This is a genomic window from Streptomyces typhae, assembly GCF_009755605.1.
GTDB classification, from domain to species: domain Bacteria; phylum Actinomycetota; class Actinomycetes; order Streptomycetales; family Streptomycetaceae; genus Streptomyces; species Streptomyces typhae.
The window spans coordinates 297,782-316,726 of record NZ_WPNZ01000004.1; the positions used below are offsets into that span (position 1 = coordinate 297,782).

The 18,945-nt window shown below is 74.0% G+C and carries 15 protein-coding genes and 1 pseudogene; 8 read left to right on the plus strand and 8 right to left on the minus strand.

Annotated features, from left to right (window positions below):
• Positions 1 to 37: 37 nt before the first annotated feature.
• Positions 38 to 571, plus strand: coding sequence for a hypothetical protein (locus tag GPA10_RS09730; RefSeq protein WP_157165111.1), 534 nt, complete (start codon positions 38 to 40; stop codon positions 569 to 571).
• Positions 572 to 748: 177 nt separating this feature from the next.
• Here GPA10_RS09730 and GPA10_RS09735 read toward each other — a convergent pair whose 3' ends face one another.
• Positions 749 to 1,243 (minus strand): hypothetical protein, encoded by a 495-nt coding sequence (locus GPA10_RS09735; protein WP_058852168.1) that lies wholly within the window; start codon positions 1,241 to 1,243, stop codon positions 749 to 751.
• Between the two features lie 341 nt (positions 1,244 to 1,584).
• Here GPA10_RS09735 and GPA10_RS09740 point away from each other — a divergent pair, with 341 nt between their 5' ends.
• Positions 1,585 to 2,247, plus strand: coding sequence for a class F sortase (locus GPA10_RS09740; RefSeq protein ID WP_157165112.1), 663 nt, complete (start codon positions 1,585 to 1,587; stop codon positions 2,245 to 2,247).
• A gap of 71 nt (positions 2,248 to 2,318) precedes the next feature.
• On the opposite strand, the gene GPA10_RS09745 is transcribed toward GPA10_RS09740, so the two are convergent.
• Together GPA10_RS09745 and lysX are read right to left on the minus strand one after the other, a co-directional pair.
• Positions 2,319 to 3,221, minus strand: a complete 903-nt coding sequence (locus GPA10_RS09745) for a polysaccharide deacetylase family protein (RefSeq protein WP_157165113.1) — start codon at positions 3,219 to 3,221, stop codon at positions 2,319 to 2,321.
• Positions 3,222 to 3,331: 110 nt separating this feature from the next.
• Entirely contained in the window at positions 3,332 to 6,652 is a 3,321-nt protein-coding gene (gene lysX, locus GPA10_RS09750) for a bifunctional lysylphosphatidylglycerol synthetase/lysine--tRNA ligase LysX (RefSeq protein ID WP_157165114.1), read from the minus strand.
• A 232-nt stretch (positions 6,653 to 6,884) separates the two neighbouring features.
• Here lysX and GPA10_RS09755 point away from each other — a divergent pair, with 232 nt between their 5' ends.
• Positions 6,885 to 7,355: a universal stress protein gene (locus GPA10_RS09755; protein ID WP_058852171.1), complete on the plus strand. Its 471-nt coding sequence runs from the start codon at positions 6,885 to 6,887 to the stop codon at positions 7,353 to 7,355.
• A 133-nt stretch (positions 7,356 to 7,488) separates the two neighbouring features.
• Positions 7,489 to 8,931 carry an amino acid permease gene (locus tag GPA10_RS09760; RefSeq protein WP_157165115.1) on the plus strand — a complete coding sequence of 481 codons (1,443 nt, stop codon included), beginning with the start codon at positions 7,489 to 7,491 and terminating at the stop codon, positions 8,929 to 8,931.
• Positions 8,932 to 9,300: 369 nt separating this feature from the next.
• Here the strand turns inward: GPA10_RS09760 and GPA10_RS09765 are convergent.
• Positions 9,301 to 10,209: pseudogene (locus GPA10_RS09765) on the minus strand (CapA family protein); the annotation flags it as partial.
• 293 nt (positions 10,210 to 10,502) lie between these two features.
• Between GPA10_RS09765 and GPA10_RS09770 the strand changes: the two are divergent.
• Both GPA10_RS09770 and GPA10_RS09775 read left to right on the plus strand, forming a co-directional pair.
• Entirely contained in the window at positions 10,503 to 11,045 is a 543-nt protein-coding gene (locus GPA10_RS09770; protein WP_157165117.1) for a hypothetical protein, read from the plus strand.
• Positions 11,046 to 11,162: 117 nt separating this feature from the next.
• On the plus strand, positions 11,163 to 11,816 hold the full coding sequence (locus tag GPA10_RS09775; RefSeq protein WP_157165118.1) for a zf-HC2 domain-containing protein: 654 nt from the start codon (positions 11,163 to 11,165) through the stop codon (positions 11,814 to 11,816).
• A 60-nt stretch (positions 11,817 to 11,876) separates the two neighbouring features.
• Here the strand turns inward: GPA10_RS09775 and GPA10_RS09780 are convergent, their stop codons facing one another.
• From GPA10_RS09780 to GPA10_RS09795, 4 genes are all read right to left on the minus strand, one after another.
• The gene (locus tag GPA10_RS09780; protein WP_058852175.1) at positions 11,877 to 12,737 is read right to left on the minus strand and encodes an Fpg/Nei family DNA glycosylase; all 861 of its coding nucleotides are present in this window, start codon (positions 12,735 to 12,737) and stop codon (positions 11,877 to 11,879) included.
• Between the two features lie 7 nt (positions 12,738 to 12,744).
• Positions 12,745 to 14,754, minus strand: a complete 2,010-nt coding sequence (locus tag GPA10_RS09785) for a SpoIIE family protein phosphatase (protein WP_157165251.1) — start codon at positions 14,752 to 14,754, stop codon at positions 12,745 to 12,747.
• Positions 14,755 to 15,051: 297 nt separating this feature from the next.
• On the minus strand, positions 15,052 to 15,897 hold the full coding sequence (locus GPA10_RS09790; RefSeq protein WP_157165119.1) for an ABC transporter permease: 846 nt from the start codon (positions 15,895 to 15,897) through the stop codon (positions 15,052 to 15,054).
• Positions 15,894 to 16,805, minus strand: coding sequence for an ATP-binding cassette domain-containing protein (locus GPA10_RS09795; protein ID WP_157165120.1), 912 nt, complete (start codon positions 16,803 to 16,805; stop codon positions 15,894 to 15,896). The genes GPA10_RS09790 and GPA10_RS09795 overlap by 4 nt, the downstream gene beginning before the upstream one ends.
• A gap of 131 nt (positions 16,806 to 16,936) precedes the next feature.
• On the opposite strand from GPA10_RS09795, the gene GPA10_RS09800 reads away from it, so the two are divergent.
• Complete coding sequence (locus GPA10_RS09800) at positions 16,937 to 18,202, plus strand: sensor histidine kinase (RefSeq protein ID WP_157165121.1); 1,266 nt, start codon at positions 16,937 to 16,939, stop codon at positions 18,200 to 18,202.
• Entirely contained in the window at positions 18,199 to 18,879 is a 681-nt protein-coding gene (locus GPA10_RS09805; RefSeq protein ID WP_157165122.1) for a response regulator transcription factor, read from the plus strand. The genes GPA10_RS09800 and GPA10_RS09805 overlap by 4 nt, the downstream gene beginning before the upstream one ends.
• Positions 18,880 to 18,945 lie beyond the last annotated feature (66 nt).

Sequence of the window (18,945 nt, forward strand, 5' to 3'; positions counted from 1 at the left end):
GTCCGCGGCTGCTCCTCGGGGACCCGGAGGATTGATCATGCACGCGATACGCGTCGCCTCGGCCGCTCTGCTCACCGCCACCGCCCTGGCCCTGACCGCGCCCCCCGCGTCGGCGGCCCCCGCCGACGAGGAGAACATCACCTCGTTCGGCTTCCGCGTCACCCCCGCCACGATCGCCGCGGGCGGCCAGGTCACGCTCGGCGTCGACGGCTGCCGCCACAACACCAAGGTGACGTCCGGCATCTTCGACGACGTCACCATCCCCAAGGGCCAGGCGTCAGCCACCGCGAAGGTGTTCTGGGACGCCAAGCCCGGCGCCATGTACGAGGTCACGTTCACCTGCGGCCAGGAGTCCGGCACGACCGACCTGACCATCGTCGGCGGCGGCTCCAGCCACAACCCCACCCACCAGCCGACCCCGCACCACAGCCGGGGCGTCAAGGCCGGTGTCGGCGGCAGCTCCGACGGCTCCGACGCGCAGCAGCTCGCGGTCGGCGGTGCCCTCGTCGCGGGCGTCATCGGCACGGCGTACTACTGGGTGCGCCGCCGGACGGGGCAGCACGGCTCCTGACCCGGCGAAGCCGAGGCCCCCGCGCCCGGCGAAGCCGACTCCCGTGCGCCCGGCGAAGCCGAGGCCCGTGCGCGCCGCCGCCCCACCCGTGCGTACGCCGTCCGGCCCGGCGCGGAACGCACGCCGTCCCGGCCCGGCGCGGAAGGGGTCGCGCGGGGCCGGGAGGTCGCGGCGCCGTCAGGCCTTGCTCTCGGACCGGCGGCGCATCCAGAACACCCCGCCGCCGACGACCGCGACGGTCACCAGGGCCCCGCCGATCGCCATGTCGGTCCGGGTGGCACCCGACGTGGTGCCGCCGCCGACGCCGCCGCGCACTCCGCCGTGAATGACGGTGAAGGCGTGCGGCCTCGTCAGCGGCTTGCCACCGCAGTTGGCCGTGATGTCGTACGCGCCCGGGTGCGCATTGTGGTTGATCTTGACGGTCGCACTCGCGGTGGAGCCGCCCGTGATGGGCTTGAGGTGCGTGCGCGGGAACGCCGGTGACTCGACGTAGCTGCCCGCGGCGTGGCAGGAGCTGCCGTCGACGGTGACCGTCAGATGACCGCCCCGGGCGATGACGCTGGGCATCGCGACGATGTTGCTGGGTTCCGCCCAGGCCGCGGCCGACGGCGCGCCGAACCCGACCAGGGCGCCGGCGGCCACGACGGCCGCGAGTGCACGAGAGTTGCGCATGGGTCTCTTCCTCCGCGGAAAGCGTCCCGGGGACACCATTTCCCCGGTCGATCGGCGAGAACGCCTCCCAGTCAGACCCTCGGACGCGCCGCGTGGGGCCGCATGTCGACGCTCGGCCGTCCTGGTGAGGAGACACGCCGGAAGGCGTCCGCGCGCGTCGATATTGCCGCAGGTCACGGACCGTCAGAAATTTCCTGCGGGCGCCGACTCGGATGGCGCAGGCCACCGGTGCGGGCCACCCGTTCGCTCCCGCCCTTTCGCACGCCGGGCGCGCTGCGCATAGCGTTTTTCGTACGCGCAACGGACGTGGCCGCAACTGTCGCGTCGAGAGGGGATAGGGAATGTCTTCGTCCCAGCCGTCGGAGGAGTTCGAAGAGGAGGACAGGCAGCGCAGACGCGCGCCGTGGGGCGTCATGGCGCTGGTGCTGCTGACCGGGCTCGCGCTGATCCGCAATGGCTCCGGGGAGTTCGACGTCGGTCCGCCGCAGCCCGCGTCGGCCGCCGCGGCGGACCGCGCTCCCACCAAGAAGGGCGCGCCCGCGCCGCTGACGTTCTCGCCCGTCGACCGCATCCGCATCAAGCCGATCCAGGTGGACGCCCCCGTGATCGCGGTCGGCCTGGACTCCGAGGGCTGGGTGGACGCGCCGCCGCCGGACGACTCCCACCTCGCGGGCTGGTTCACGGGTGCGGTGTCTCCCGGTGAGCGCGGCACGTCGGTCGTCGTCGGACATGTGGACAACCAGCAGGGGCCCGCCGTCTTCTACGGTCTCGGCTCGCTCAAGAAGAAGCAGCGCATCGAGGTCGAGCGCAAGGACCGGCGCACCGCGGTCTTCGAGATCTACGGCATCGAGGTGTTCGCGAAGAACAAGTTCCCCGGCGACCGCGTGTACCGCAACGGCGGCACCCCGGAGCTGCGAGTGATCACCTGCGGCGGCGGCTACTCCGAGCAGAACGGCTATGACGGGAACGTGGTGGTGTTCGCCCGTCTCGTGGACGTGCGCTGATCCTCCTGGCGGGGGGGGTGCGGCGCACGGCGGGTCCGATCGCCGTGCGCCGCACACCTTTCACCCCGGCGCTACACCCGGTACCGGCTCGGCACCGTGAACCGGTACCCCTCGTCGAGGAGTGCGGGCAGATAGCGGCGCAGCGCCCGTACGCTCTGCGAGCGGTCGCCGCCCGCGTCGTGGGAGAGCACCACGACACCGGGCCCGGCGCCCCTGAGGACCCGCCGCACGATGAACCGGGTGCCGGGCGTGCGCCAGTCCAGGGTGTCGACGGTCCAGGCGAGGGGCTCCATGCCGAGGTCGGCGCCGACCTCGAAGGCCGCGCGGTTCCAGGCGCCGTACGGGGCCCGGAACCACACCGGCGGTGTGCCCACGACGGCGTCGACGACCTCGCAGGTGCGTTCCATCTGGCGGCGGATCCCGGCGCGGGAGAGGCGGGGCAGCAGCGGATGGCTCCAGGTGTGGTTGCCGATCACGTGCCCGTCGTCGGCCATCTCGCGCAGCAGGTCGGGGTGGGCCGCCGCCATCTCGCCGCACACGAAGAACATCGCGCGGGCGTCGTGGCTCCGCAGGGTCCGCAGGATGTCCCTGGTGTACCGCGGGTCGGGCCCGTCGTCGAAGCTCAGGACCATGGAGCGGACGAGGCCCGGGATGCGCAGGATCGGCGCCTTGCGCACCTGCGGCCGGGCCGGGGCGCCGCGCTGGGGGGCGTACCCCGCCATGGGCTGGAGCCGGTAGGAGGCGCGCCCGGGGGCCTTCGGGGCGCGGCCCGCCTGCGGCCCGGCGGCGGACCCGGCGCCGGATTCCGCCGCCGCCCCGGACCGGCCGGCGGGCCGGGCACCGGGCTCGGGGGCGGCCCTTTTGGGGGACTCCGCGGTGTCCGCGGTCAGGAACCGGGCCGTGGTGGCCACCCCGAGCACGGCGGCCCAGCCGAGCAGGGTCCGGCGCCCCGGAGGCATCTGATCGTTTTTCATGAATAATCCGTGGCACGGCAGTGGGCCACGGCGTCTCCGCGACACCGGCGCGGCAGTCGAATGCACCCGATGGGACCAGCGGCCGGGCCGGGGCGGCGGGCAGGGGTGCGTCAGCGGCGGCGGACCAGCGGGAAGGGCAGCGTCTCGCGGATCGTCCGGCCGGTGAGGAACATGACGAGCCGGTCGACACCGATGCCGAGCCCGCCGGTGGGCGGCATCGCGTACTCCAGGGCGTCCAGGAAGTCCTCGTCGAGCTCCATGGCCTCCGGGTCGCCCCCGGCGGCGAGCAGCGACTGCGCGGTGAGCCGTCGGCGCTGCTCGACGGGGTCGGTCAACTCGGAGTAGGCGGTGCCCAGTTCGGTGCCGAAGGCGACCAGGTCCCAGCGTTCGGCCAGGCGCGGGTCGGCGCGGTGCTGCCGGGTGAGCGGGGAGACCTCGGTCGGGAAGTCCTTGTAGAAGGTGGGCAGCGTCGTCCGCTCCTCGACGAGGCGTTCGTACATCTCCAGGACGACGTCGCCGCGGCCGTCGTCGGCCGTGTACGGGACCTGCGCGCGGTCGCACAGGCGGCGCAGGGCGGGCAGCGGGGTGTCGGCGTCGACCTCCTCGCCGAGGGCGTCGGAGATCGCCCCGTACACGGTTCTGACCGGCCAGGCGCCGGAGATGTCGTACTCGGTGACCTGCCCTTCGGCATCGCCCTTGCGGGCCGTCGCGGAGCCGAAGGCCGCGATCGCCGCGCCCTGGATCAGCTCGCGCGTGAGGTCGAGCATCACGTCGTAGTCGGCGAAGGCCTGGTAGGCCTCCAGCATCGTGAACTCGGGGTTGTGCTTGTAGGAGACGCCTTCGTTGCGGAAGGTGCGGCCGAGTTCGAAGACCTTCTCCATGCCGCCGACGCACAGCCGCTTCAGATACAGCTCGGGGGCGATACGCAGGTACAGGTCGAGGTCGTAGGCGTTGATGTGGGTGGTGAAGGGGCGGGCGTTGGCGCCGCCGTGGATCTGCTGGAGCATCGGCGTCTCGACCTCCAGGTAGCCGCGGTCGAGCAGGCCCTGCCGCAGTGCCTGCACCGCGGTGGAGCGGTCGCGTACGGCGGTGCGCGCCGCGGGGCTCGCCACCAGGTCCAGATAGCGGCGGCGCACCTTCGCCTCGGGGTCGGTCAGGCCGCGGTGCTTGTCGGGAAGCGGGCGCAGGCACTTGCCGGTGAGCTGCCAGGAGGTCGCGAAGACGGTGAGTTCGCCGGTGTCGCTGCGGCCGACCTCGCCGGTGGCGGTGAGGTGGTCGCCGATGTCGGTGTCAGCGGTGAAGGAGTCGAGGACGTCCCGTCCTGAACGGTCCCGGCAGAAGGCGAGCTGGAGGTCGCCCGACCAGTCGCGGAGGCCCACGAAGACGATGCCGCCGAAGTCGCGTACGAGCATGACACGGCCCGCGACGGTGACCTGCCGCCCCGTCATCTCTTGTCGTACCAGGGCCAGTTCGTGGGTGCGGGCGCGGGCGGCGGCCGGGTAGGGGTCGATGCCGTGCGCGCGCAGCCGGTCGAGTTTGCGGTGCCGGACGCGGACCTGTTCGGGCAGGGCGTCGACGGGGTCGCGGGCCGCGTCGGCGGTGCCGCCGAGGCCGAGTGCCGCGATCGGGGGCAGGCCCTCGGTGCTGGTGGGCTTGGTGACGCCGCGGGGCTTGTGGCCCTTGCCCCACAGCTTGCGCAGCGACGGCACGGAGACGAAGCCCTCGGCGATGCCGGACGCGAGGCCGATGCGGGCCAGGGCGCCGGTGTCGCCGTAGCAGAGGAAGCGCGGGTACCACTCGGGGTGGTACTTCGCGTTGGAGCGGTACAGCGCCTCCAGCTGCCACCACTTGGAGAAGAAGAGCAGCATCCGGCGCCAGAGCCGCAGGACCGGGCCCGCGCCGATCCGGGCGCCCTCCTCGAACACCGAGCGGAACACGGCGAAGTTCAGCGAGATCCGCCGCACACCGAACCCGGGGGCCGCGGCGCACAGTTCGGCGACCATGAACTCCATGACGCCGTTGGGCGCGCCGCGGTCGCGGCGCATCAGGTCCAGGGAGATGCCGTCCCCGCCCCAGGGCACCAGGGAGAGCAGCGCGAGCAGTCCGCCGTCGGCGTCGAGGGCCTCGACGAGCAGGCACTCGCCGTCCTCGGGGTCGCCGAGCCGGTCCAGGGCCATGGAGAAGCCGCGTTCGGTCTCGGTGTCCCGCCAGGCGTCGGCCTTGTCGACGATCTCCTCCATCTCCTCGTCGGTGAGGGTGGCGTGGCGGCGCACCCGGGCGGTGGCGCCGGTGCGCCGGACCCGGTTCACGGCCTGTCGCGTGACGCGCATGTCGCGGCCGTCCAGGTCGAAGCCGGGCACGTGCAGGATCGCCTCGTCGCCGAGCTGGAGGGCGCCGAGACCGGCGCGGGCGAAGGCCTTCGCGCCCTCCTCCGACGCGCCCATCACGGCGGGGGCCCAGGCGTAGCGGCGGGCGACGTCCAGCCAGGCGGCGATCGCGTGCGGCCAGGCCTCGCGGTCGCCGACCGGGTCGCCGCTGGCCAGGCAGACGCCCGCCTCGACCCGGTAGGTCACCGCGGCCTTGCCGCTGGGCGAGAAGACGACGGCCTTGTCCCGCCGGGTGGCGAAGTAGCCGAGGGAGTCCTGGTCGCCGTACCGGCCGAGGAGGGCCCGGATGCGCGGTTCCTCGTCGCCGTGCAGGGCCGCTTCCATGCGCTGGGAGCGGAACAGCGTCGCGGCGGCGTTGAGCAGCGCGAGGGCGCCGAACAGGCCGAGGAAGAAGAACAGGGGGCGCGGCGGGGTGCCGTCGAAGTACTCGTGGCCGTGGATGAGCCCGCCGCAGACCCGGTTCGCCGCCCACAGCAGGCGCTCACCCCGCACCAGCGTGCCGGGGAAGAGCTCGACGAGCCCCCAGCCGACGAGGATCGCGAGGCCGAGGCCCGCCGCGAGCACGGCCACCGCCCGCCACCACGCCCCGCGCCGCGAGTCCGCGTCGAACTCGCCGCGGGCCAGGACGAGCAGCACCAGCGCGCCGCCGCACACGACGAGGGACGGGACCGAATCGGCCCAGTGGCCGAGCGCGATCCCGAGCACGTCGAAGGCGATCAGGAGGCCCAGATAGCCGACGACGAGCCACCAGGCGACCTTCTTGCGGGCCGCGATGGCCGCCGCCAGCAGGAAGAGGAACACGGCGTACGCGAGGTTCGCGCTGACCGGCACGGTGATCAGGTCGAGGAAGCGTGTCACCGGGCGCAGCAGGTGGCGCAGCGGGGCGATCACCGCGATGGCCGCGCAGAGCAGGCCGAGGGCCCCGAAGAAGCCGGCGAAGCCCTCCGGGGTCCTGGCGAGTGCGTGCCGGTGGCCGTCCGGTGCGGTTTCCCGCCGGCGCGGGGCGTCGGCGTCCCGGCTCGGCTCGTCCACGGAGGCACTCATGCCTCCGACTCTAGGAACCCCCGGCCGACCCTGCCCGTCGGCGTGGGGGGGGCGCCCCGTCAGGGGCGCGGGGAACTGCGCGGCCGGCCACGAAGAAGCCGCAGACGCGTCTGCTCATGACTCGGCAGACGCGTCTGCGGCTTTTCCTGGGCTGAGCGCGCAGTTCCCCGCGCCCCTGACGGGGCGCACCCCCGGAGGAGGGGGGTGCCGGGGGCTGGGCTAGCCTCGGGGGGTGACCGAAAACGCCCCTGAACAGGCCCATCAGTTCGAGCGCGGCACGGACGGGCCGAAAGTGATCGTCGCCGGGGTCGACGGATCGGACTCGTCGCTGCGGGCCGCGGCATATGCCGGTGGCCTGGCCAGGCGCCAGCACGCGCTGCTGGCCGTCGTCTACGTCCAGCCGGTCGTGGCCGCGGGCGCCGCGCTCGGCGCGCCGATCGCGGACACCACCGAGGAGATCGCGGAGAACCTGATCGCCGAGATCCGCGACGCGACCGAGCGCGTGAAGGGCATATTCGACGTGCGCTGGGAGTTCCACACCTTCCGCGGCGACCCCTACAACGGCCTGGTCACCGCCGCCGACGAGCTCAAGGCGGACGCGGTGGTGGTCGGGGCGTCGGAGCAGGCGGGGCACCGCATCGTCGGGTCGGTGGCGGTACGCCTGGTGAAGGCGGGACGCTGGCCGGTCACCGTGGTGCCGTAGAGCCGACCGGGCGAACCTCACTCCCCGCGCCCCCGCACCCCCACGCGTGCTGCGTGGTGTCTTCCGTGCCGCGCACCGCTGGGCCATCATGATCGGCCGTCAGCCGAACGCCGCCAGCGAAGAGGTGAGGCTCATGGCCGTTCCCCGGACGGGGCAGGGAATCCTGCGCCGCAAGCCCATCGACCGCATCGAGGACGCCGAGGCGGGTGACGCGTCCACGCGGCTCACCCGCACGCTCGGCCTGTGGCAGCTCACCGCGATCGGCGTGGGCGGCATCATCGGCGCCGGGATCTTCACCCTCGCGGGCACCGTCGCGAACGAGAAGGCCGGGCCCGCCGTGCTCATCTCGTTCCTGATCGCGGGCGTGGCGAGCGCCGCCGCCGCGTTCTCGTACGCGGAGTTCGCCGGTCTGATCCCGAAGGCGGGCTCGGCGTACACCTACGGCTACGCGGTGCTCGGCGAGATCGCGGGCTGGTTCATCGGCTGGGACCTGCTCCTGGAGTACACCGCGATCGTGGCGGTGGTCGCCATCGGCATCTCCGGGTACTTCAACTTCCTCCTGAACGAGATGGGCACCCAGCTGCCGACGTGGATGCTGGGCGCGCCCGGCACCGGCGACGGCCACAAGGTGGACCTGTTCGCGGCGGTCCTGTGCCTGTTCATCGCCTATCTGCTGACCCTCGGCATCAAGAACGCGGCGCGCTTCGAGATGATCGTCGTGATCCTCAAGGTCCTCGTCGTCCTGCTCGTCATCGGCGTCGGCTTCTTCCACGTCAGGACCGGCAACTACGAGCCGTTCTTCCCGTTCGGCGTCAGCGGCGCCTTCACGGGCGCGGCCACCGTGTTCTTCGCCGTGTTCGGGTACGACGCCATGTCGACCGCGGCCGAGGAGTCCAAGGACGCGCAGCGGCACATGCCGAAGGCGATCATGTACTCGCTCGCCATCTCGATGGTCCTGTACGTGCTCGCCTGCCTGGTCCTGACGGGCATGCAGGACTACAAGGACATCGACCCGGAGAGCGGCTTCTCCTCGGCGTTCAAGGCGGCGGGGCTCGGCGGTCTCGCCGACGTCATCGCCGTCGGCGCGATCATCGGCATCCTCACGGTGATGTTCACGTTCATGCTGGGCTGCACGCGCGTGTGGTTCTCGATGAGCCGCGACGGGCTGCTGCCGAAGTGGTTCGCGAAGACGCACCCGACGCGGCACGTGCCGACGCGCGTGACATGGATCGTCGGGTTCGCGTCGGCCGCGATCGCCGGGTTCCTGCCGATCGGCGAGGCGGCCGAGCTCACCAACATCGGCATCCTGCTCGCGTTCGTCGTGGTGTGCGTCGCCGTGATCGTGCTGCGCTACAAGCAGCCCGACCTGCCGCGCACGTTCCGCTGCCCCGGCATGCCGGTGGTGCCCGCGCTCGGGGTGGTGTTCTCCATCTGGCTCATCACGTTCCTGGAGTGGCAGACCTGGGTGCGGTTCGCGGTGTGGTTCGCGATCGGGCTCGTCGTGTACTTCGGGTACTCCTACCGCAGGTCGGAGATGGCCAAGGCGGAGCGGCGGCAGCAGCAGTCCGGCTCCTAGCCGCCGGGCCGCGTCCGTCCCGGTGGCGGGCGGTCACCGCCCCATCGCCAGGCCGTCCTTGCCCGCGCCGCGGCTCAGGACGACGCGCCGGATGCGGTCGCGCAGGTCGCCGACGTCCCGGCCGCGGTCGATGGCGGCGTTGAGGTTCACGACGCGGCCCGCGTCCGTGTCGAACCAGAACGGCACGAACTCCGCCTTCGCCACCTTCCAGCGGCCCCCGGGCCGCTCGGGGGCGGCGAAGGTGAAGCGGCCCGCGGTGCCCTGGTTGCCGCGCGGATCCTCGGCGCCCGCGTGGTTGATCATGTCCCCGGCGATCTGGTCGCCCATGCCGTAGACGATCCACGTCCCGTTGACCTTCTCGTAGGCCTGCGGGACGTGCGCGTGGGTGCCGATGATCAGGTCGACGTCCGGCCGCCCCGCCGTGCGCGCCGAGGTGAGCTGCCTGCCGAGGCCGAGCTGCTGCCGGTCCGGGGCGTCCTGCCACTCGGTGCCCCAGTGCAGGGACACGACCACCACGTCGGCGCCCGCCTTCCTGGCGGCGCGGGCGTCGGCGAGAACGCGGTCCTTGTCGATGAGGTTCACCGACCAGGGCTTGCCCTTGGGCAGCGGGATGTCGTTGGTGCCGTACGTGTAGGCGAGCTGGGCCACCTTGGCGCCGCCCGCGCGCAGCCATGCCGGGGAGCGGCCCTCGGTGGCGGTCCGGCCGGAGCCCGCGTGCTTGACGCCCGCCCGGTCCAGGGCGGCCAGGGTGCGGTGGATCCCGTCCGCGCCGTCGTCGAGCGTGTGGTTGGAGGCCGTGGAGCACGCGTCGTAGCCGGTGGCGCGCAGCGCCCTGGCCACCTGCGGGGGCGACTTGAAGGTCGGATAGCCCGTGTAGTCGCCGGGCGGGCCGTACACCGTCTCCATGTGACAGATCGCCAGGTCCGCCTCGGACACGACGGACCTGGCGCCCGCCAGCATGGGCGCGAAGTCGTAGCCCTCGCCGCCCGCGTCGGCGTTCGCCTGGCGGATGATCGAGGCGTGCGGCAGCACGTCCCCGGACGCCACGAGCGTGAAGGCGCGGGCGTCGTTCGCGCCGCCCGCCGCGGACGGTGCGGACGCCGGGTGCCGGGCGGCGGCCTCGTGCGTCGTCCCCGTCCCCCGCCCGGAGTCCTTCGGGGCGGCGCAGCCCGCGGTGACGCTGACAAGGACGGTCGTGAGAGCGGCGAGGCCCCGGGCGGCGCGCCGGGTGCGTCCGGTGCGGCGGAGGGGCCGTGCGGGGCGGGTGCGCTGTGTCATCGACCGGACTTCCGTATGGGGAGATTTTCGTCAAAACCGATCCACATACGAATACAAGGGTGAGTCAAGGAGCAATGACCCGCAATTCACTGAAATAGCCCCATGGCATTCACTCGATGAGCCGAAGAACACAGCCGCCGCGACCTGCGGTGAAACCGAAGGCAGGGTCAAGGCTCGGTAAAGCGCCTTGCTCGGCACCCCTGTTGGGTAATCGGCTGTCCTCATCCGTGTTCCGGGGTGGGGGGCCATGAGCCGGTGACGCGTACACACGGAGCACAGGAAGGCGGAGCGTGATGCTGCACGAGAGCACGGACGGCGCCCAGGGCCCCGACGGGGACGAGCTGACGGTCCCGATGGCATGGCTGTACGCCGAGTACATCGCGGACGAGTTGCTGCGCACCGGCGACCTGATGCCGCCCACGTCGTTCGAGTACCGGGCCGGGCGCGACGCCCTCGCGCTCACCATCTTCCTGTCGGACACGCACGGGGAGCTGTCCTGCGTCCGCGTCGTCTCGCAGCTGGAGACCTGGCTCTCGCTGACGGCGTACGACCAGCCGTGGCAGGAGTGGGTGCGCGAGCGCCTGGACGGCCGCGGCGCCGACGCGGCGGCCGCGGGCGGCCCCGCACCCGATCTCGTGCTCGCCGAGGCCGCCTGGCGCTGGCTCGAGGAGACGGAACTGCTCGCCCCCGACCTGGACGCCGTCTCCGGGGAGCCGGACCCGGGCGCCGGGCACGGGGACGCCGGGGACGACGACGAGGACCACGTACCGAAGGTGTGGACGGCCGCGTGGCAGCTCGGACTGCCGCTCGGACACCTGGCCATCCAGCTGTTCTGACCCCGGGCGGGCCGACCGCCGCGGCCACGAGCCCGCGGTCGACGGCCCCTTGAACGATTCCGCGGCCGCTTGCGTACGGGAGGGCAAGGAGCACCCTCACCGACAAGGACCACCACCATGCGGCCCCTGGAGCGGCATCGCGACGCCGGCGCCTACGCGCTCGGCGTCCTCGACGCGGCGGACGCCTTCCGCTTCGAGGACCACCTCGTGGAGTGCGGGACCTGCCGGGCACGGGTCGCCGACCTGGACCTGCCCGCGCGGGCCCTGCGGGCCCACGGCAGGTCCGTGCCCCACGTCCTGGACCCGGCCGCGCCGCCCACCGCCCGGCTGCTCGGGCGGCTCCTCGACACGGCGGGGCACGACCGGCGGCAGCGGCGGCTCGTGCGCCTCCGTCGCGGGCTGGGCGCCGTCGCCGCGGCCGTGGCTCTCACCGCCGGGTCCGCCGTGGCCGTACGGGACGCGGGCGGCGGCCCGCAGCCGCTGCGGGCCGCCGCGCACGACGACCGCACCCGGGTCGCGGCCGTGCTCACGGCACGGGAGCGGGAGTGGGGGACGGAGGTCGGGCTCCGGGTGCGGGACGAGGGCCCGGCGCGCGTCTGCGAACTGGTCGCCGTCGGCACGGACGGGTCCCGGGACGCCGTGACGACCTGGCGGGGACCGGGCCGGGAGATGGAGACCGGCGGCGGCACCGGGCTCCGCCCGGGACGGATCGAGCGGTTCGAGGTACGGGCCGCGGGAGGCGGGCGGCTGCTCACGCTGCGGCCGCGCTGAGTGGGGGCAACCCCGGAACAGGGGACCGGGGTTGCCCCGCCCGGAGCCGGACGCCGACCGCTACTTGAGGAAGCGGGACGTCCGGCGGTCGGCCAGGGGCTTGCCGCCGGTCTGGCACGTCGGGCAGTACTGCAACGAGGAGTCGGCGAAGGACACCTCGCGGACGGTGTCGCCGCACACCGGACAGGGCTCCCCCGTGCGCCCGTGCACCCGCAGGCCGGACTTCTTCTCCGACTTCAGCCGGGCCGCGGCGACACCCCGCGACCGCTCGACGGCCTCTTCGAGCGTCGCGCGCAGCGCCGCGTACAACTCCCGCGTCTCCGTCGCGGTCAGGCTCCCCGCGAGCTTGTACGGCGACATGCGGGCGGCGTGCAGGATCTCGTCGCTGTAGGCGTTGCCGATGCCCGCGATCAGGCCCTGGTCGCGCAACGCGCCCTTGATGCGGCGCCGTTCCCCGCGCAGCAGCTCCGCGAACCTCTCCTCCGTGAAGTCCGCCGCCAGCGGGTCGGGGCCGAGGCGGGCGATGCCGGGGAGCGCCGCCGGGTCCTCGGTGACGTACACGGCGAGCCGCTTCTGCGTGCCGGCCTCCGTGAGGTCGAAGCCCGCCCCGGTCTCCAGGGCCACGCGCAGCGCCAGGGGGCCCTTGCCGGGCCGGGGCACGCCGCTAGGCAGCGGGTCCTGCCACCGCAGCCAGCCCGCGCGGGCGAGGTGCGTGACGAGCTGGGGCCCGCCGGTGTCGACGGCGAGGAACTTGCCGTACCGGGCGACGCCCGTGACCGTCCTGCCTTCGAGCGCGGTCACCGGCGGGTCGTACGTCTTGAGGACGCTGATCGCGACCGGCAGGACCCGCACGATCTCGTGCCCGGTCAGCTCCCCGTCGAGGAAGTCCCGCAGCGCCTGTACCTCGGGCAGTTCCGGCATCGGTCGTTCACCCTTCGTCCGCCGCGCCGCGCGCGGGCACCACGAACTCGCACCAGACGCACTTGCCGCCGCCCCGCGAGTCCACCCCCCACACGTCCGCGAGCCGGTCCACGAGCAGCAGTCCGCGCCCCGACACCCCGTCGTCGGAGGCCTCGCGGAGCCGGGGCAGCGCGCTGGAGGAGTCGTCGACGTCGACGCGCAGCCGCCGGTCCGCCGCCGACACCACGCGCAGGGTGACGATCGCGGGCCCGTCGGTGTGCATGAGGGCGTTCGTGATCAGCTCGTCGGCGGCCAGCTCGATCTCGTCGGCGCGGTCGCGGGCGCCCCACGCGCGCACCGCGGCCCGGATCATGTGCCGTGCCTCCGCGAGGGCCTCTGGGTCGTTCGGGGCGACGTGCTGCTGGAGCCGGCCGCCGGAGCGCGGCGCGTCCGCGGTGCGGCGGCGCAGCAGGAGCAGCGCCGCGTCGTCGTCGCCGCGCCCGTCGTCGGCCCGTCCGCACAGCAGGTCGGCCAGTTCCTGGAGGTCCCGCGGCCCGACGGAGACCAGTGCGGCGAGGGCCTGGGTGCCGTCGTCGAGGTCCTCGCCGGGCTCCTCGACGAGGCCGTCGGTGTACAGCAGCAGGGTCTGGCCCGGGTCGAGTTCGACGGTGGTGGCGGGGTAGTCGAGCCGCCCGAACTCCGCGGACAGGCCGAGCGGCAGGCCGCCCTCCACGGGCACCCGGCGGCAGGTGCCGTCGGTGAGCCGCAGCAGCGGGTCGATGTGCCCGGCGCGCACCAGCTGCACCACGCCGGTGCTGAGGTCGGCCTCCGCGTACAGGCAGGTCACGAAGCGGTCGGTGTCCAGCTCGTGCAGGAAACCGGAGGCGCGCGCCATCACGGTGGCGGGGGTGTGGCCCTCGGCGGCGTACGCGCGCAGCACGATGCGGAGCTGGCCCATGACCGCCGCCGCGTGCGTGTCGTGGCCCTGTACGTCGCCGATGACGGCGCCGACGCGGCCGCCGGGCAGCGGGATCACGTCGTACCAGTCGCCGCCGATGTCGCGGCCGAGTGCCGCGCTGCGGTAGCGCACGGCGATGTCGGCGCCGGGCACGCCGGGGATGGTGCGGGGCAGCATGGCCTGCTGGAGGCCCTGCGCGAGGTCCTTCTCCTGCTCGTACAGCATGGCCCGCTGGAGGCTCTGCGCGATGCTGCTGCCGAGGGCCACGAGGACGGTGCGCTCCTCCTGTGTGAAGCCGGTGCGGTCCTGGTAGAGCAGGCCGAGCACGGCGAGCGGCTTGGCCTGGGCGATCAGCGGCAGATAGGCGGCCGAGGTGATGCCGAGGTGCTCGATGTGCGGCCACAGCTGCGGGTAGGAGGAGGCGAAGTCCTCCGGCGTCTCGATGTAGCGCGGCGCCAGCGTGCGCACCACCTCGCCCATGGGGTACGGCTCGTCGACGCGGGTGAGCCGGGTGCCCGGTACGTAGCCCTCCGGTGGGCCCTCCGCGACCAGGCGGATCCTGCCGGCCTCGACCAGGCCCATGACCAGGTGCGAGGCGCCCAGGTGCGCGAGGCCCCTGGCGTCGTTCAGGACGTCGATGACGTCGGCGACGGTACGGGCGTGCGCCAGGGCCGCCGTGGTGCCCTGCACGACGCTGGTGCGGCGGCGCCGGTCCGCCTCCTCCTCGACGCGTTCGCGGTGCGCCGTGCTGTCGCTCAGCTCCTGGTTGGCGTCACGGATGACGCCCACGATGCGCTGCGGCCGCTCGGAGCCGTCGTGCAGGACGTGGCCCTGGGTGTGCCGCCAGTGCATCGTGCCGTCGCGCAGGCGCACCCGGAAGTACGCGCCGTAGCCGATGTCGCCGCTCTTGAGTGCCTGGGACACCTGGACGTCCAGGCGGTGGGCCTCGCCCGGCGGCACCCTGACGGCGAGGCTCTGCGGCCGGTTGTCGAACTCGTCGCGCCGCATGTCGAAGAGGGCGAGCCCGGCCTCGTCCAGGAGCAGCACGTTGGCCCTGAGGTCCCACTCGAAGCTGCCCATGCCCAGGGCGGAGCCGTGGCGGTCCAGGAAGCAGGTGAAGGCACACTCCGACGCCGCCTCCTCCGGTACGGATGCTGGAGCCCCCGGCGCGGACGCGCAGGCCTTCGCTGCGGATGCAGTGCTGCCGCAGCGCCGCAGCGCCGCCTCGACACCGCCCGTGCCCGCGTCCATGCGCCAACGCTAGGCGCACCCTCGGAGCAGCGCATGTGGACGCGGGGACACCGCCCCGCGCGCTGCCCGCCGCGTCACCGGACACGGGCGCGGACGGGTGCGGCGGACGGGTGACGGGGACCCGCCCTACTGGTCCCGCCTGCCGACGGTGAACACGGTGACCGCAACGGCTCCCAGCGCCCAGGCCGCGTACACCGTCCAGGCCCCGCCCTGCGTCCACGGATACGCCACGGTCTGCGAGCCGGCCCCGGTCAGGCGCTGCCACGCGGCATAGGGCAGGGCGTGCGCGAGCAGGGCGGACCAGTACCGGTACTGGCTCACCACCAGCGGCGGGACCAGGAGCGTCGCGAAGGTCGCCACCATCGTGGCGCCCGGCTGCCGCAGCAGGGCGCCGACGGCCATGCCCACCAGCGCGGACACCGGCATGAGCAGCGCGGACGCCACCATGACGCGCAGGGCGCCGGGGTGGCCGACGGAGACGCCGATGTCCCGCCCGGACAGGATCGCCTGGGTCGCGAAGAAGGACACCCCCGCGATCAGGGCGCCGAGGACGGTGGTGGCACCGGCGAGCACCGCCGCCTTGGCCGCGAGGACCGCACGGCGGTCGGGCACGGCCGCGAACGTCGTCCGGATCAGCCCCGTCGCGTACTCCCCCACGACGGTCACGGCGCCGACGGCCCCGGCCGCGAGCATGAGGATCGACGCCGCGTCGGCGGTGAAGGCCTCGGCGAGGGGGATGCCGTCGTGGACGAAGCGGGCCTTGTCAGCCGTGTTCCGCGTCGTCCAGTAGCGGTAGGTGTCGTACGCCTGACCCACGTTGAGGCCGACGACGGCGAGCGCGGCGATCAGATACGCCCAGGGCGTGGAGCGCAGCGACCACAGCTTCAGCCACTCGGCGGCGAGGAGGTCGCGGAAGCGGGCGGCGGGCTCCGGCGGCGGCACGGTCCGAAGGCTCGTACGGACACCGGTCATCGGGATTCTCCTGCGGCGTACTCGACGCTGTCGGCGGTGAGTTCCATGAACGCCTCCTCCAGGGAGGCAGTGCGGGGGGCAAGTTCGTGCAGGGGCAGGGCGTGGCGGCAGGCGAGGTCGCCGATGCGGGGCGCGTCCAGGCCGGTGACGTCGAGGAGCGGCCCGTGCCCGCTGACGGTCGCCCCCGCGGCCGTCAGCACGTCGGTGAGGTCCGCGGGGCGCGGGGTGCGCACCGTGACGCCCGCGCCGGTGCCGCGGGCCGCGAACCGGGCGAGGCTCTCGGCGGCGACGAGTTCACCGCGGCCGATGACGACCAGCTCGTCGGCCGTGTGCTCCATCTCGGACATCAGATGGCTGGACACGAGGACCGTGCGCCCCTCGGCCGCCAGGCGCCGGAAGAGTCCGCGGACCCACAGCACGCCCTCCGGGTCGAGGCCGTTCAGGGGCTCGTCGAAGAGGAGCACCGGCGGGTCGCCGAGCAGGGCGGTGGCGATGCCGAGGCGCTGCCTCATGCCGAGGGAGAACCCGGCGACGCGGCGGCGCCCCGCCGCCCCGGCGAGGCCGACCTCCGCGAGCACCTCGTCCACCCTGCCGCGCGGGATGCGGTTGCCGCGGGCGAGCACGGCCAGGTGCGCGGCGGCGCTGCGGCCGCCGTGCACGTCGCCCGCGTCCAGGAGCGCGCCCACGTGCCGCAGGCCGCGCCGACGGTCGCCGAAGGCCCGCCCGGCGACGGTGACGGAGCCCCCGGAGGGCGCGCTCAGGCCGAGGATCGTGCGCAGGGTGGTGGACTTGCCGGCGCCGTTCGGGCCGAGGAAGCCGGTGACGTGTCCGGGCCGCACCGTGAAGGTGAGGTCCTTGACGGCGGTCGTCGCGCCGAAGCGCTTCGTCAGGTCCTTGACTTCGATCATGCGTCGACGGTGCCGGGGGCGGGGCGTCCGGGGCATCGGCCGACCGCGGACAATCGGCGCCGGGGATGTCGACCCCGGTCGTACACCCGTGGCCCGATCCGCACCGGTGAGCACGCGATTACGATGCGGGCATGTCCGCGACATCGGCACCTCCCCTGCTCAAGCGTCTGCCGCCGGGCGCGTGGACGGCGTCGGCCTGGTGCGTGGGGTCGGTGTTCACGTTCCTCACGCGCTTCCGGCTGCCCGGCGAGGCCGAACCGGCCCAGCAGGGCGTCCTGTTCTTCCGCTGGGACGGCCTGGTGATGCTGGCCGTGGCCACGGCCCTCGCGTTCGCGGGCAGCGGTGTCCTCGACCGGCGGCCGCTGGCCGGGCTCGGCCTCCTCCTCGGCGCGTCGGCTCTCGCGTCGACGACCCTGAGCGTGGCGGAGATCCCCCTGCTTCAGTTCCTGGCCGCCGACGTCGCGGTGTACGCCGTCGCCGCGACCCGGCCGCGCAGGACCGGCGCCGTCGCCCTCGCCCTGGCGCTCGGCACCCTCACCGCCTATCTGGGCACGCGCCTCGCCTGCGGCTGGGTGGTCGGCACGTCCGCCGAGCTGACCGTCGCGCTGACCGCCGTCGTCGCCTGGCTGCTCGGCGCCGCGGCCCGCCGGTCCCGTGAGCACGCCGAGGAGCTGCGGGCCGGGGCCGCGGCCCAGGCCGTCACCGCGGAGCGGCTGCGCATCGCGCGCGAGCTGCACGACATGGTGGCCCACAGCATCGGCATCGTCGCGCTCCAGTCGGGTGCGGCACGGCGCGTCATCGACACCCGCCCCGACCGGGCCCGCGAGGCGCTCGGCGCGGTGGAGACCGCGAGCCGCGAGACCCTCTCGGGGCTGCGCCGGATGCTCGGCGCGCTGCGCGCCGCCGAGCCCGGCGGGACCCCCGAGGCGGCTCCGCTCGACCCCGGCTGCGGCCTCGCGGACGTCGACCGGCTCGCGGCCGCGACCACGGCCGCCGGTGTGCGCGTCGACGTGCGCTGGCTCGGCGGGCGCGGACCGCTGCCCCCGGAGATCGACGTGTCGGCGTACCGCATCATCCAGGAGGCCGTCACCAACGTGGTGCGGCACGCGGGCACCCGCTCCTGCCGGGTGACGGTCGACAGACGGGGCGACGATCTGTCCATCGAGGTCCTGAACGGCGGCAGTGGCGCCCCCGGGCCCGGTCCGGGCGTCCGGGCGGGACCCGGTGCGGGCACCTCGGCGGGGTCCGGTCCGGCCTCCGGTGCGGGCGGCGGCTACGGCCTGCTGGGCATGCGGGAGCGCGTCGGCCTGCTGCACGGCGAGTTCTCCGCCAGGCCACGCCCCGGCGGCGGCTTCCGGGTCGCGGCGCGGCTGCCCGTGCCGGAGGCCGTGCGATGACCGCGGCGCCCGTGCGGGTCCTGCTCGCCGACGACCAGCCGCTCGTGCGCGCCGCGCTCCGGATGGTCATCGCCGAGGCCGACGGCCTGGAGGTCGTGGGCGAGGCCGGGAACGGGAGCGAGGCGGTCCGCCGCACCGCCGAACTCGGCCCCGACGTCGTGGTGATGGACATCCGCATGCCCGGCATGGACGGCATCGAGGCCACCCGGCTGATCACCGGCCCCGGCGCGGCGGCCACCCCCCGCGTCGTCGTCCTCACCACGTTCGACGACGACGACTACGTGTACGGGGCGCTGCGCGCCGGAGCGTCCGGGTTCCTCGTCAAGGACATGGCCCTGGACGAGATCCTCACCGCGGTCCGCGTCGTCGCCGCCGGGGACGGTCTTATCGCGCCGAACGTGACCGGCCGCCTGATCAAGGAGTTCGCGGAGCGCCCCGCGGCCGCCCCGCCACCGGGCCCCGGCACGCGCCTCGCGGGCATCACCGACCGTGAGCGGGAGGTCCTCACGCTGGTCGGCGGCGGCCTGACCAACTCCGAGGTCGCCGGGCGGCTGCACATCAGCGTCGCCACCGCCAAGACGTATGTGACACGGCTCCTCGCCAAGCTGGGGGCACGGGACCGGGTGCATCTGGTGATCATCGCGTACGAGACGGGCCTGGTGGCGCCGTCGCGCTGAGGCGGGCGCCGGGCCCGCGGCGCGGGGCCCCGCACCCGCCGGATCCGCGGCGCACAGGACTCATTC